We start from the raw sequence: 14,838 nt of genomic DNA on the forward strand, positions 1-14,838 counted from the left end.
TTAAGAGTTAAAATAAATGAGTACTTAGGGAATTTTTCCCTAAGTACTTTTTATCTAAATAAAAGTCTTGGTCTTTATTTAGAGATTAAAAAAAACGGGAATAGTTCAACGGTAGAATAGAGGTCTCCAAAACCTTTGATCAGGGTTCGAATCCTTGTTCCCGTGCTAACGAGATAATAAGAATGGCTGGTATTGCAGAATATATAAAAGAATCTTATACAGAGCTAACCGAAAAGGTTACTTGGCCTACTTGGAGCGAACTTCAAAATAGTGCTGTTATTACCTTAGTGGCTTCTTTAATTATTGCTTTAATCATTTTAGCGATGGATGAATCTGCCGGTAACTTGCTAAAGTTAATGTACAAATCATTTGCATAATATATAAACAATGAGTGATCAGTTGAAATGGTATGTTGTAAGGGCGGTAAGTGGGAAAGAAAAAAAGGTTAAGCAATATATTGATGCAGAGATAAGTCGTTTAGGTCTTACTCATTTGGTTCCTCAGGTGTTAATACCGATGGAAAAATACTATCAAATGCGTGATGGTAAAAAGATAGCCAAAGAGAGAAATTATTATCCTGGATATGTTTTAATAGAAACGGCTTTAAATGCAGAGCTAGAGCAAATCATTAAAGCCGTAAATAGTGTTATCGGTTTTTTAGGAGATAAGGCCGGCAATGCAGTTCCTCTAAGACCTGCCGAAGTAAATAGGATTTTAGGCAAGGTTGATGAAATGGCAGAACAAGGCGAAACCATGAATGTGCCTTTCTATGTAGGGGAAAACATCAAGGTTATGGACGGCCCTTTCAACGGTTTTTCTGGGGTTATTGAAGAGGTAAACGAGGAAAAGAAAAAATTAAAAGTTATGGTTAAGATTTTCGGACGTAGAACTCCTTTAGAGCTTAACTATATGCAGGTAGAAAAAGAATAATCGGATTTGAGATGTTAGATTTGAGAAATGAGACTTTTTGGTTCTCAAATCTCACATCTCTCTACTCATATCTATAAAAATCTTAAATGTTACAAATGCTTCCACATTATTAACGTTGAGAAATAAATAAATAAAAAATGGCAAAAGAAGTCAGTGCGTTAATCAAATTACAAATAAAAGGAGGGGCTGCAAATCCATCTCCACCGGTTGGTCCTGCATTAGGAGCAAAAGGTGTGAACATTATGGAATTTTGTAAGCAGTTTAACGCTCGTACCCAAGAGAAAGCAGGCAAAGTACTTCCTGTTGTGATTACTGTTTATGCAGACAAGTCTTTCGAATTTATCATTAAAAATCCACCGGTAGCTATCCAATTATTGGAAACGGCTAATTTAAAAAGTGGATCGGCAGAATCAAACCGTAAAAAAGTTGCCAAGGTTTCTTGGGAACAGGTAGAAGCGATCGCTAAAGATAAGATGTCTGATTTGAATGCTTTCACAGTAGAATCTGCCATGAAGATGGTTGCTGGTACAGCCCGCAGTATGGGAATAAACGTTACAGGTGATGCACCCTGGACAAATTAATTAACACATTAAGTAAAAGACAAGTGGCAAGATTAACAAAAAATCAAAAGACGGCACTTTCCAAACTTGAAGACGGTAAAGCTTATTCTTTAAAAGATGCAGCTGCCTTGGTAAAAGAAATAACCACCACAAAATTCGATTCATCAGTAGATATTGATGTTCGTTTAGGTGTAGATCCCCGTAAGGCCAATCAAATGGTTCGCGGTATCGCAACTTTGCCACATGGTACCGGTAAAACAGTTCGTGTTTTGGCTTTAGTAACTCCTGATAAGGAAGAGGAAGCAAAAGCAGCAGGAGCTGATTACGTAGGTTTGGATGAGTATATTGCTAAGATTGAGAGTGGATGGACAGATGTCGATATTATCGTTACTACACCTAGCTGTATGGCTAAGGTAGGTAAGTTAGGTCGTATTTTAGGCCCTCGTAATTTGATGCCAAATCCTAAATCAGGTACCGTAACCATGAACGTGGGACAAGCGGTAACAGATGTTAAGGGTGGTAAAATCGACTTTAAAGTTGATAAAACCGGTATCATACATTGCTCAATAGGTAAAGTATCTTTCCCATCTGATAAGATTTATGAAAATGCTTTGGAAGTTCTTCAAACCATTTCTAAATTAAAACCATCAGCTGCAAAAGGAACATATTTTAAGAGTATCAACATCTCTTCTACTATGTCTCCAGGAATAAATATTGAAACTAAATCAGTAGCGGGAATTTAATATTATGAGAAAAGAAGAAAAACACGAAGTTGTTTCTGCTTTAACCGAGAGAATGAAAGAATCTGGTAATTTTTATATTACCGATACCTCGAGCCTTACGGTTGCAAAAATCAATAATATTCGCCGTAAATGTTTCGAGAACCAAATCGGAATACAAGTAGTTAAAAACACCTTAATCAAAAAAGCTCTTGAGCAACTAGAAGGTGGCGATGTAACTCCTTTATTCGATGTTCTTAAAGGTGCCTCCTCTATCATGTTCTCAACCAATGCTAACGCTCCGGCTAAGCTAATCAAAGAGTTGAGAAAAGGAAAAGAAGAGAAACCAGTTTTAAAAGCAGCGTATGTAGATTCGACTGTTTTCATAGGCGATAACCAATTAGAGGCTTTAGTTAACCTTAAATCAAGAGAGGAACTTATTGGCGAAATCATTGGGTTATTACAATCTCCGGCGAAAAATGTTATTTCAGCATTATCGTCTGGCGGAAACAAATTGGCAGGGATTGTCAAAACTTTACAAGAAAGAGAAGGTTAATTCAAACACCTTAAGTTTGATAGTAAATTATTAGTAAAAAATTAAAAATTAAATATAATGGCGGATTTAAAATCGTTTGCTGAACAATTAGTAAACTTAACTGTTAAAGAAGTTAATGAGTTAGCTCAAATCTTAAAAGATGAGTATGGTATAGAGCCTGCTGCTGCTGCAGTTGCAGTTGCTGGGCCAGCTGCTGCTGGTGGCGAAGCTGCTGCTGAAGAAAAATCAACTTTTGACGTAATCTTGAAAGAAGCTGGTGGTTCTAAATTAGCGGTAGTTAAATTAGTGAAAGACTTAACCGGTCTTGGACTAAAAGAAGCTAAAGATTTAGTTGATGGCGCACCAAAAGAATTGAAAGCTGGTGTTGCTAAAGACGAAGCAGAAGCTTTGAAAAAGCAGCTTGAAGAAGCTGGAGCTGTTGTTGAGATCAAGTAATTTATTACCCTCAATAAAAAATAGCCATAAACTCCTTCGCCAACCGGCGAAAGGAGTTTACGGCTTTTGGTGTATATCACCAGTACAATGCTGAATACAGATTCAGTTTTTTAATCGAATTTTCGGTTTAACTAAAATTTAAGACCCTTGGCAAACAAAAACAATCAAAGGATAAACTTTGCTCAAAGCAAGCATGTGTTAGATTATCCTGATTTTCTGGATGTACAAATCCAATCGTTCAAGGAATTCTTTCAGCTAGAAACAACCTCAGATAACCGTCATACAGAAGGTTTATTTCAGGTTTTCGCTGAAAACTTCCCGATTTCTGATTCAAGAAACATTTTTGTTCTCGAATTTCTTGATTACTTTATCGATCCACCTCGTTATGACATTCAAGAATGTATAGAGCGTGGATTAACTTACAGCGTTCCATTAAAAGCAAAACTTCGCTTATCATGTAATGATGAAGAGCATGAGGATTTTGAAACCATCGTACAGGATGTTTATTTGGGAACTATCCCTTACATGACTCCCAAAGGCACTTTTGTGATCAATGGTGCCGAGCGTGTTATCGTTTCTCAGTTACACAGGTCTCCAGGTGTATTTTTCGGCGTAAGCCGTCATACCAATGGGAGCAAGCTATATTCTGCCCGTGTTATCCCTTTCAAAGGATCATGGATAGAATTTGCAACCGATGTGAACAACGTAATGTACGCTTACATCGATCGTAAGAAAAAATTCCCGGTTACTACTTTATTGAGAGCGATCGGTTATGATTCTGATAAGGATATTCTTGAGTTATTTGACCTAGCTGATGAGGTTAAGGTTAGTAAATCGGGATTAAAAAAATATATCGGTCGTAAATTGGCTGCCAGGGTTTTAAAAACTTGGGTAGAAGATTTTGTCGATGAGGATACAGGAGAAGTAGTTTCTATCCCTCGTAATGAAATTATACTAGAGCGTGAAACTATTTTAGAAGATGATCATATTGATATGATTGTTGATGCGGGCGTTAAAACCTTGATCCTTTCTAAAGAAGATAGCAACTCTGGAGACTATACGATTATTTACAATACGTTACAAAAAGATACTTCCAATTCTGCAAAAGAAGCGGTAGAACATATATATAGGCAATTGCGTAACGCCGAACCACCTGATGAGGAAACCGCTCGTGGTATCATCGATCGTTTGTTCTTCTCGGATAAGCGTTATGATTTGGGCGATGTAGGTCGTTACAGGATCAATCGTAAATTAAAGATGGATACCCCAGTTGAAACCAAGGTTTTAACCAAGCTAGACATTATTGCGATTGTGAAATATTTGATCAAATTAATCAACTCTAAAGAAGATGTGGATGATATTGATCACTTATCAAACAGAAGGGTAAGAACCGTTGGTGAGCAGTTATATGCGCAATTTGGTGTTGGTTTAGCCCGTATGGCCAGAACAATCCGTGAGCGTATGAACATCCGCGACAACGAGGTGTTTACACCAACCGATTTAATCAATGCTCGTACCTTATCATCTGTTATCAACTCTTTCTTCGGAACTAATCAGTTATCTCAATTCATGGATCAAACCAATCCATTGGCAGAGATTACTCACAAACGTCGTTTGTCTGCATTAGGTCCAGGTGGTTTATCACGTGAGAGAGCAGGTTTTGAGGTTCGAGACGTTCACTACACCCACTATGGTAGGCTGTGTACTATTGAAACTCCGGAAGGGCCAAACATTGGATTGATTTCATCACTTTGTGTCCACGCAAAAATCAATAACCTAGGTTTTATCGAAACTCCTTACCGTAAAGTTAATGATGGTAAAGTTGTTGTAGATCAGCCGGTTACTTATTTAAGTGCGGAAGATGAAGACGGTATGACTATTGCGCAAGCAAATGCACAATATAACGATAAGGGTGTTTTTGAAGAAGATAAGGTAAAAGCAAGATATGAAGGCGACTTTCCTGTAATCGATCCTGAAAAATTGGATTACATTGATATTGCCCCAAACCAAATTACTTCAATTGCAGCTTCATTAATTCCTTTCCTAGAACATGATGATGCGAATAGAGCATTGATGGGTTCTAACATGCAGCGGCAAGCCGTTCCTTTATTGCGTCCTCAGGCTCCTATTGTTGGTACAGGTTTAGAAGGTAGGGTTGCTCGCGATTCTAGAACATTGATCAATGCAGAGGGTAACGGAGTTGTTGAATATGTAGATGCCAACAAAATTACCATCAAATACGAAAGAAATGACGACGATAGATTGGTTTCATTTGAAGGCGAATCTAAAAGTTACGATTTAATCAAATTCAAAAAAACCAACCAAAGTACTTGTATCAACTTAAAGCCTATCGTTAAAAAAGGCCAAAAGGTAGAAAAAGGACAAGTATTATGCGAAGGTTATGCAACACAAGACGGGGAATTAGCATTGGGTATCAATTTAAAAGTTGCATTCATGCCTTGGCAAGGATACAACTTTGAGGATGCGATCGTAATCTCTGAAAGAGTTGTTTCACAGGATATATTCACTTCACTTCACATTGAAGAGTTCGAACTAGAAGTTCGCGATACCAAACGTGGAGAAGAAGAATTGACACCAGATATTCCTAACGTTTCTGAGGAAGCTACCAAAGATTTGGATGAGCATGGAATCATCAGGGTAGGTGCCGATGTACAAGAAGGTGATATCTTAATTGGTAAGATTACTCCAAAAGGAGAATCAGACCCATCTCCAGAAGAAAAATTATTAAGGGCAATCTTTGGTGATAAAGCTGGTGATGTTAAGGACGCATCTTTAAAAACTCCTCCATCTATTAAAGGTGTTGTTATCGATACAAAATTATTCTCTAGGGCAAAGAAAACCTCTAAAGCCGAAGAGAAGGCAATGATTGAAAAATTAGACGCTAAACATGAGAAAGCCGTAAGAGAGCTTAGAGAAAGTTTGGTTGATAAATTATTCACTATCGTAAACGGTAAAACTTCTCAAGGAGTTTATAATGTGTACAAAGAGCTATTAATAGCTAAAGGTGTAAAATTTACCCAAAAGATATTAATGGAATTAGATTATAACCACATCAACCCTACAAAGTGGACTACTGATGATGATAAAAATGATCTGATAAAAATCTTGTTGCACAACTTTGGTATCAAAACCAATGAAGAATTGGGAGCATACAGAAGAGATAAATTTGCGATCAGCGTAGGAGATGAACTGCCATCAGGTATTGTACAAATGGCTAAAGTTTACGTTGCTAAGAAACGTAAGCTTAAGGTTGGAGATAAGATGGCAGGTCGCCATGGAAATAAAGGTATAGTTGCTCGTATCGTAAGAGATGAAGATATGCCTTTCTTGGCAGATGGAACGCCAGTTGATATCGTTCTAAATCCATTGGGTGTACCTTCTCGTATGAACTTAGGGCAAATTTACGAAACTGTTTTGGGTTGGGCAGGTAAAGAATTGGGAATGAAATTCGCAACGCCAATTTTTGATGGTGCTTCTCATGACGAGGTAGAGAATTACGTTAAGCAAGCAGGTGTACCAGAATCTGGAAGAACTTATTTGTACAACGGACTTACCGGAGATCGCTTTGATCAACCAACAACCGTAGGTATTATCTACATGCTGAAATTAGGTCACATGGTTGATGATAAGATGCATGCTCGTTCAATAGGGCCTTACTCATTAATTACACAACAACCATTAGGTGGTAAAGCACAATTTGGTGGTCAGCGTTTTGGTGAGATGGAAGTTTGGGCTTTAGAGGCATTTGGTGCGTCAAACATCTTGCAAGAAATCTTAACCGTAAAATCTGATGATGTTGTAGGAAGAGCTAAAACTTACGAAGCAATCGTAAAAGGCGAAAACTTACCAACTCCAGGAGTTCCAGAATCCTTCAATGTATTGGTTCACGAACTAAGAGGATTAGGATTAGATATTACATTAGACTAAAATGGGTTAAAGGTATAAGGTATAGGGTTTAAACCTTATGCCTTAAGCCTTAAGCCTTTTAACCTTAAAAAAGAATATGTCTTACAAAAAGGATAGTAAAATAAAAAGTAATTTCACTTCAATTACCATCAGTTTATCTTCTCCAGAAGCAATTTTAGAAAGATCAAGTGGCGAAGTGTTAAAACCAGAAACCATCAATTACAGAACTTATAAGCCAGAACGTGATGGTTTATTCTGTGAAAGAATTTTTGGCCCGGTTAAAGATTATGAATGCCATTGCGGCAAATACAAAAGAATCCGTTACAAAGGGATTGTTTGTGACCGTTGCGGGGTTGAGGTAACTGAGAAAAAAGTACGTCGTGAGCGTATGGGACACATTAACTTGGTAGTTCCTGTTGCACATATTTGGTATTTTAGATCTTTGCCCAACAAAATTGGTTACCTTTTAGGTTTACCAACAAAAAGATTAGACCTTATCATATACTACGAAAGATATGTAGTAATCCAGTCTGGTATGATGACAGATGAAGGAATCAATTATATGGATTTCTTAACAGAGGAAGAATACCTTGATATTTTAGATAAGTTGCCTAAAGACAATCAATATCTTGATGATAAAGACCCTAATAAATTCATCGCCAAAATGGGTGCAGAAGCATTAGAAGACTTATTGAAGAGATTAGACTTGGATCAACAATCTTATGATTTGCGTCACCAAGCAGCAAATGAAACTTCTCAACAACGTAAAAATGAGGCTTTAAAGCGTCTTCAAGTTGTAGAGGCTTTCCGTGGTGCTAAAACACGCATAGAGAACAACCCAGAGTGGATGATTGTTAAAATCGTTCCTGTTATACCTCCAGAATTACGTCCATTGGTACCTCTAGAAGGTGGTCGTTTTGCTACATCGGATCTAAATGATTTATACAGAAGAGTGATCATCCGTAACAATCGTTTAAAAAGGTTGATGGAAATTAAAGCCCCAGAGGTAATCTTGCGTAATGAAAAGCGTATGTTGCAAGAAGCTGTGGATTCATTATTCGACAATTCACGTAAAGTGAATGCTGTTAAAACTGAAGGTAACAGGGCCTTAAAATCTTTGTCAGATATCTTAAAAGGTAAACAAGGTCGTTTCCGCCAAAACTTACTAGGTAAACGTGTGGATTATTCTGGACGTTCTGTAATTGTGGTAGGGCCAACCTTGAAACTACACGAATGTGGCTTGCCTAAAGATATGGCCGCTGAGCTTTTCAAACCGTTCATTATTCGTAAGATGATTGAACGTGGGGTAGTTAAAACAGTAAAATCTGCGAAGAAAATTGTTGATAGAAAAGACCCTTTGGTTTGGGATATTTTGGAGAATGTTTTGAAAGGACACCCAGTTCTTTTAAACAGGGCACCAACATTACACCGTTTAGGTATCCAATCTTTCCAACCAAAATTAGTAGAAGGTAAAGCTATACAATTACACCCATTAGTTTGTACTGCGTTTAACGCGGATTTTGACGGTGACCAGATGGCAGTTCACGTACCACTAGGTAACGCTGCAATTTTGGAAGCCCAAATTTTGATGTTAGCTTCCCACAATATTTTAAATCCGGCTAACGGAACTCCAGTAACAGTACCATCTCAAGATATGGTTTTAGGTCTATACTATATGACCAAGGGCCGCAAAAGTGAAGAAGGGAACGTTGTAAAAGGAGAGGGACAAACTTTTTACTCTTCTGAAGAAGTAAATATCGCTTACAACGAAAAAAGAATTGATCTACATGCTTTCATTAAAGTTAAAGCACATATTAAAGAAAATGGTGCCTTAGTAGAGAAAATTATCGATACAACTGTTGGAAGAGTGTTGTTTAATGAGGTGGTGCCTAAAGAAGTTGGTTACATTAACGAATTATTAACCAAAAAATCACTACGTGATATCATTGGTGAGGTGGTGAAAGTTACAGGTATGGCGGGTGCGGCTAATTTCTTAGACGAAATTAAAACTTTAGGGTTCCAATCTGCATTTAGGGGTGGTTTATCTTTCAATTTGAAAGATTTGAATATTCCGGATGAAAAACATACCCTATTGGAGCAAGCTCGTAATGAAGTTGCCGATGTAATGAACAATTACAACATGGGTTTCATCACTAATAATGAGCGTTATAATCAGATCATAGATATTTGGACACGTATCAACAATAGATTAACCTCTCACGTGATGACGCAGTTAACCAATGATAACCAAGGATTTAACTCTGTTTACATGATGTTGGATTCTGGGGCCCGTGGTTCTAAAGAGCAAATCCGCCAGTTATGTGGAATGAGGGGATTGATGGCAAAACCGCAGAAATCTGGCTCGGGTGGTGAGATTATCGAAAACCCGATCCTTTCTAACTTTAAAGAGGGCTTATCGGTATTAGAATATTTTATTTCTACCCATGGTGCCCGTAAAGGTTTAGCGGATACGGCTTTAAAAACCGCCGATGCGGGTTACCTAACCCGTCGTTTGCATGATGTAGCACAAGATATGGTAATTAAACACCATGATTGCGGTACATTAAGAGGCATGTTTACCACTGCATTAAAAGATCAAGAGGATATAGTTGAGCCATTATATGATAGAATTTTGGGTCGTACTTCTTTGCATGATGTTTATGATCCAGTTACGAACGAATTATATGTTAAAGCAGATCATGATATTACAGAAGAAATCGCAAGAAAAATCGAAGACTCTGCTTTAGAAGGGATCGAAATACGTTCTGTATTAACTTGTGAGGCTCCAAGAGGGGTTTGTGCTTTATGCTATGGGCGTAACCTTGCCTCTGGTAAGCCAGTTCAAATGGGAGAAGCTGTTGGTGTAATCGCTGCCCAATCAATCGGAGAGCCTGGTACGCAATTAACATTACGTACTTTCCACGTTGGTGGTACTGCATCTAACATTGCTGCTGAATCTCAAATAAATGCAAAATTTGATGGCGTCATAGAATTTGAAAACTTAAGAACAGTTACTAAACAAACAGATGAAGGTTCTATCGAAGTTGTGTTGGGGCGTTCTGGTGAGTTTAAAATTACCGATGCTGCATCTGGAAGAGTCATCATGACAAACAATATCCCTTACGGGGCATTCCTCTTCGTTAAAGAAGGCGATAAGGTTACCAGAGGCGATAAGATTTGTTCTTGGGATCCATACAATGCGGTTATCATTTCAGAATTTACTGGCAAGGTAGAATTTGAGGCCGTAATTGAAGGTGTAACTTTCCGTGAAGAATCTGATGAGCAAACCGGCCACAGAGAAAAAGTAATTATAGATACAAGAGATAAAACTAAAAACCCTGTTGTCAAAATCGTTGATAAAAAAGGTGGTTCTATAAGGGAATATAACGTTCCGGTAGGTGCCCACGTTGCTGTTGATGAAGGTGATGAAGTTAAAATGGGAGAAATATTAGTTAAAATCCCTCGTACAACCGGAAAAACTAGGGATATTACGGGTGGTTTGCCTCGTGTAACTGAATTATTTGAAGCTAGAAACCCTTCTAACCCTGCCGTTGTTACCGAGATTGATGGAGTTGTAACTTTAGGTGGTATCAAACGTGGTAACCGTGAGGTAACTATAGAATCTAGAGATGGGCAGGTTAAGAAATACTTAGTGCCTCTTTCTAAACATATCTTGGTACAAGATAATGACTTTGTGAAAGCGGGTATGCCGTTATCTGATGGTGCTATTTCTCCTGGAGATATTTTATCAATCAAAGGCCCAGCGGCGGTTCAAGAATACTTAGTGAATGGTATCCAAGAGGTTTACCGTTTACAAGGTGTGAAAATTAACGATAAGCATTTTGAAACCATCGTTCATCAAATGATGCAGAAAGTGCTGATTGAAGATGCGGGAGATACTATTTTCTTAGAAAAACAAGCTGTTGATAGATTTGATTTCTCTATTGAGAACGACGAAATCTACGATAAGATGGTAGTGGAAGATGCGGGAGATTCTAACCTTTTAAAAGAAGGCCAAATAGTTTCTGTACGTAAATTACGTGATGAAAACTCGCAATTAAAACGTAAAGATTTGAAATTGGTTACGGCAAGAGAGGCAAGAGCAGCTACTGCAAGCCCAATGTTGCAAGGTATCACCAGGGCTTCTTTAGGAACTAAATCTTTCATTTCTGCGGCATCTTTCCAAGAGACAACCAAAGTGTTGAACGAAGCTGCAATTGCTGGTAAACGTGATCATTTATTAGGCTTGAAAGAGAACGTAATTGTTGGGCACTTGATCCCTTCTGGTACAGGTTTACGTGATTACGAAAGAATCATTGTTGGTTCTCAAGAAGAATATGATAAATTAATGGCTTCTAAAGAAGAAGAGGAAGAAGTTGAAGCTTAGTTTTTGATGTAAGAAATTAGAGACAAGACTAATTTCCATACTTAAATTCAAAATATAAGGTCTGCAAGAAATTGTAGACCTTTTTTATTTCTTTTTTTGGTATTTTTACATTAAAGTTTTAAAAATGACTTTTACAGAAATACAATTATTTCAGATACTAAAAACTAAGCTTGGAGAAAAAGAAGCTGAGCAGTTGGTGTCATTTATCGAAACTAAAGTCAAAGACGAGTTTGATGCCAAAAGAGATTCGTTAGCAACCAAAGAGGATTTAGTGAATACAAAAGCAGAAATCATCAAATGGATGTTTCTATTTTGGATTGGTCAGATAGGAGTAACATTGGGGATAATTTATGCTTACATCAAAAATTGATATTCTAATCCACAGGCAGTTTATCGATCAGAATACCCATGATCAAATTGTTTATCCTATCTCAATCTTCATCGCTTACACCTCTTCTGATTACTGGCATTCCTAATATCTTGTACATATCATCAATTTGGTTAATGCTACCGTTTACCAAGTTACTTAAGATAACAATGGTAATGTCTCTTTTCATATCCCTTAAGAAGATATGGCGGAAACCATGCCACCAGCCTGTGTGATAGATTACCTGCTCATTTTTGGTAGAATCTACAAACATCCGCCAGCCTAAACCATACCCAAAATATTGATTTTGTAATTTACTGTGAGGTGTGTAAGCAGAATCTAAAGTTGATTTTTTTAGTAATAAACCATCCCTTAAAGCCCTATCAAATAAAAATAGATCTTCTACCGTAGAATAAACTCCCTTATCCCCGGTAGGGCCGTCTAAAAAATTTTGCCTAACAGATCTTCTCCAAACCCTATCATGGCCCACCACATCAACAGGTATTTTTTCATATTTAGCAGTACTGTAAATTGCGGTATGTTTCATCCCGGCAGGGTTAAAAACATTTTGTTTCATAAAAATATCAAAGTCCTCACCACTTATTTTTTCTACAATTGCGGCCAATAGCATAAAATTGGTGTTGTTATAATGAAATTGCCGGTTAGGCGGGAAATAGGGGGCCGGTTTATATTGAGCGTAAAGTTTAATCACATCTTGGTTAGTCATCGCTTTATACTTGTCTTTCCAAATGCCATCAGTAAAATAAACATAGTTATTTAAGCCTGATCTATGGCTCAGTAGCATTTCTATGGTAATGCCTTTGTAAGGAAATTCGGGATAAAACTCATCAACTGTTTGTGATAATTTCAATTTTCCACGTTCCATTAACATCAATACCGCTGTACCCGTCATGGTTTTGGAAATGGAAGCCAGTTGGAATTGCGAACCCATTTTTAGAGAATCGCGATGAAGATAATCTGCCCAGCCAAAATGCCCTTCATAAATTATTTTCCCTTTTTTTGCGATGAGTACATTCCCGTTAAAATTCCTTTTTTTATGTATATCGGTAAAATATTCATCAAGTTTTTTATCGGCCTTTGCCGGATTATAAATTAATAGAAGACTATCTCTTTTGGGATCGATTTTATTTTCTTCAACTTTTTGTTTTGAACTACTTGAAGAGCAGGCTGATAAAAATAAAGGAATTGAAAGAAGGAGAATCGGCAGCTTAAATCTGATCATTTTTTGTTTTTGATTGTAACGAAGCGGAAAATTATAAATTATATCAGGATATAATTAAAGGAGTTTTAAACAATTTTAAAACGTATCGGTTATGTTGCAAAAGCATAAAATTTTTATTTTCTCTTTTTGCGTTAACGATTGAAGCGGCATCCTTTTTGGCTTTTTCTGCCAAAAAGATATATCCGCCAGTTGGCGGAGTTTTAAAACGCCCAAATAAAAATCGCTCTACAACAATAAAATCTTTAATAAGATAATTACCAATTGTAAAATCTTAATTTAGCAATATCAATAAAAATCATAATAAAAATGGAATACAGGATAGAACACGATACCATGGGAGAGGTTAAAGTTCCCGCAGATAAATATTGGGGGGCCCAAACCGAACGATCAAGAAATAACTTTAAAATTGGGCCAGAGGCCTCTATGCCTAAAGAAATTATCCATGCTTTTGCGCATCTAAAAAAGGCAGCTGCCATGGCCAATACAGAATTAGGGGTTTTAACCGACCAAAAAAGGGACTTAATTGCCAAAGCCTGCGATGAGATTTTAACCGGCAAGCTTGATGGGCAATTTCCATTGGTAATTTGGCAAACGGGATCGGGTACACAATCTAACATGAACGCCAACGAAGTGATAGCCAATAAAGCACACGTGATGAACGGTGGGTCTTTAACGGATGATAAAAAAGTTCTGCATCCTAATGATGATGTTAATAAATCACAATCATCTAACGATACCTTCCCAACGGCCATGCACATTGCTACCTACAAACAAGTGGTAGAGATCACTTTGCCCGGTATAACTTTATTGAGAGATACATTAACCAAAAAATCTGAAGAGTTTGCGAAGATTACAAAAACCGGCCGCACCCATTTTATGGATGCAACACCACTAACCTTGGGACAAGAATTTTCTGGTTATGCACAACAATTAACAAATTCTATCAAAACTATAAATAACGCTTTAGAAGCGGTTAAGGAATTAGCGTTGGGTGGTACAGCGGTTGGTACGGGATTAAATACGCCAAAAGGCTATGATGTTTTGGTTGCTAAATACATTGCCCAACTTACAGGTTTGCCATTTATAACGGCTCCAAATAAGTTTGAAGCTTTAGCCGCACATGATGCCATGGTAGAAATGTCTGGAGCTTTAAAAAGGGCAGCAGTTTCATTGATGAAAATTGCCAACGATATAAGGATGTTAAGTTCTGGCCCACGTTGTGGAATTGGGGAGATCATCATCCCAGATAACGAGCCAGGTTCTTCTATTATGCCGGGCAAAGTAAACCCAACACAGCCAGAGGCATTAACAATGGTTTGTGCACAAGTGATGGGTAATGATGTTGCGGTTTCTATCGGTGGATCTACTGGACATTTTGAATTAAATGTTTTTAAACCCGTTATTGCTGCTAATGTATTGCAATCTGCCCGTTTAATTGGCGATGCCTGCGTTTCATTTAACAATAATTGCGCTAAAGGAATACTCCCTAATTTGCCAGAAATCCAAAAACATTTAGAAAATTCTTTAATGTTGGTTACGGCTTTAAACCCTCATATTGGCTACGAAAATGCTGCCAAGATTGCTAAAAAAGCGCATAAAGAAAACAAAACTTTGCGTGAAGCAGCGGTTGAAAGTGGCTTGCTTACTTCAGAGCAGTTTACACAATGGGTTAAACCAGAGGATATGGTTGGCTCTTTAAAATAATCTTTATTAA

The 14,838-nt window shown here is 37.5% G+C and carries 11 protein-coding genes and 1 tRNA gene; 11 read left to right on the plus strand and 1 reads right to left on the minus strand.

Annotated elements, in window-relative coordinates; all coding sequences use genetic code 11:
* The first annotated feature begins 94 nt into the window (after nt 1-94).
* From I5M32_RS06960 to I5M32_RS07005, 10 genes are all read left to right on the plus strand, one after another.
* A tRNA-Trp gene (locus I5M32_RS06960) sits at nt 95-165 on the plus strand.
* 17 nt (nt 166-182) lie between these two features.
* On the plus strand, nt 183-377 hold the full coding sequence (gene secE, locus I5M32_RS06965; RefSeq protein WP_200585471.1) for a preprotein translocase subunit SecE: 195 nt from the start codon (nt 183-185) through the stop codon (nt 375-377).
* Between the two features lie 10 nt (nt 378-387).
* Nucleotides 388-930 (plus strand): transcription termination/antitermination protein NusG, encoded by a 543-nt coding sequence (gene nusG / locus I5M32_RS06970; protein ID WP_200585472.1) that lies wholly within the window; start codon nt 388-390, stop codon nt 928-930.
* 137 nt (nt 931-1,067) lie between these two features.
* Nucleotides 1,068-1,511: a 50S ribosomal protein L11 gene (rplK, locus tag I5M32_RS06975; RefSeq protein WP_200585473.1), complete on the plus strand. Its 444-nt coding sequence runs from the start codon at nt 1,068-1,070 to the stop codon at nt 1,509-1,511.
* A 23-nt stretch (nt 1,512-1,534) separates the two neighbouring features.
* Nucleotides 1,535-2,233 (plus strand): 50S ribosomal protein L1, encoded by a 699-nt coding sequence (rplA, locus tag I5M32_RS06980; protein WP_200585474.1) that lies wholly within the window; start codon nt 1,535-1,537, stop codon nt 2,231-2,233.
* 4 nt (nt 2,234-2,237) lie between these two features.
* Complete coding sequence (rplJ, locus tag I5M32_RS06985) at nt 2,238-2,765, plus strand: 50S ribosomal protein L10 (RefSeq protein WP_200585475.1); 528 nt, start codon at nt 2,238-2,240, stop codon at nt 2,763-2,765.
* Between the two features lie 57 nt (nt 2,766-2,822).
* Nucleotides 2,823-3,200 (plus strand): 50S ribosomal protein L7/L12, encoded by a 378-nt coding sequence (gene rplL, locus I5M32_RS06990; protein WP_200585476.1) that lies wholly within the window; start codon nt 2,823-2,825, stop codon nt 3,198-3,200.
* A gap of 147 nt (nt 3,201-3,347) precedes the next feature.
* The gene (gene rpoB / locus I5M32_RS06995) at nt 3,348-7,148 is read left to right on the plus strand and encodes a DNA-directed RNA polymerase subunit beta (RefSeq protein ID WP_200585477.1); all 3,801 of its coding nucleotides are present in this window, start codon (nt 3,348-3,350) and stop codon (nt 7,146-7,148) included.
* A gap of 76 nt (nt 7,149-7,224) precedes the next feature.
* Complete coding sequence (gene rpoC, locus I5M32_RS07000; protein ID WP_200585478.1) at nt 7,225-11,514, plus strand: DNA-directed RNA polymerase subunit beta'; 4,290 nt, start codon at nt 7,225-7,227, stop codon at nt 11,512-11,514.
* A 124-nt stretch (nt 11,515-11,638) separates the two neighbouring features.
* Nucleotides 11,639-11,884 (plus strand): hypothetical protein, encoded by a 246-nt coding sequence (locus I5M32_RS07005; RefSeq protein WP_200585479.1) that lies wholly within the window; start codon nt 11,639-11,641, stop codon nt 11,882-11,884.
* 61 nt (nt 11,885-11,945) lie between these two features.
* Here the strand turns inward: I5M32_RS07005 and I5M32_RS07010 are convergent, their stop codons facing one another.
* Nucleotides 11,946-13,124, minus strand: a complete 1,179-nt coding sequence (locus I5M32_RS07010; protein WP_200585480.1) for a serine hydrolase domain-containing protein — start codon at nt 13,122-13,124, stop codon at nt 11,946-11,948.
* Between the two features lie 306 nt (nt 13,125-13,430).
* Between I5M32_RS07010 and fumC the strand changes: the two genes are divergently transcribed.
* Nucleotides 13,431-14,828 carry a class II fumarate hydratase gene (gene fumC, locus I5M32_RS07015; protein ID WP_200585481.1) on the plus strand — a complete coding sequence of 466 codons (1,398 nt, stop codon included), beginning with the start codon at nt 13,431-13,433 and terminating at the stop codon, nt 14,826-14,828.
* Nucleotides 14,829-14,838 lie beyond the last annotated feature (10 nt).

This window comes from Pedobacter segetis (assembly GCF_016623585.1).
GTDB classification, from domain to species: Bacteria; Bacteroidota; Bacteroidia; order Sphingobacteriales; family Sphingobacteriaceae; genus Pseudopedobacter; species Pseudopedobacter segetis.

Bases quoted from the DNA above. Each gene is read 5' to 3' on its own strand.
- nusG (WP_200585472.1), top strand. From the start codon at position 388: ATGAGTGATCAGTTGAAATGGTATGTTGTAAGGGCGGTAAGTGGGAAA.
- fumC (WP_200585481.1), top strand. From the start codon at position 13,431: ATGGAATACAGGATAGAACACGATACCATGGGAGAGGTTAAAGTTCCC.
- secE (WP_200585471.1), top strand. From the start codon at position 183: ATGGCTGGTATTGCAGAATATATAAAAGAATCTTATACAGAGCTAACC.
- rplJ (WP_200585475.1), top strand. From the start codon at position 2,238: ATGAGAAAAGAAGAAAAACACGAAGTTGTTTCTGCTTTAACCGAGAGA.
- rplK (WP_200585473.1), top strand. From the start codon at position 1,068: ATGGCAAAAGAAGTCAGTGCGTTAATCAAATTACAAATAAAAGGAGGG.
- rplL (WP_200585476.1), top strand. From the start codon at position 2,823: ATGGCGGATTTAAAATCGTTTGCTGAACAATTAGTAAACTTAACTGTT.
- rpoC (WP_200585478.1), top strand. From the start codon at position 7,225: ATGTCTTACAAAAAGGATAGTAAAATAAAAAGTAATTTCACTTCAATT.
- I5M32_RS07010 (WP_200585480.1), bottom strand. From the start codon at position 13,124: ATGATCAGATTTAAGCTGCCGATTCTCCTTCTTTCAATTCCTTTATTT.
- I5M32_RS07005 (WP_200585479.1), top strand. From the start codon at position 11,639: ATGACTTTTACAGAAATACAATTATTTCAGATACTAAAAACTAAGCTT.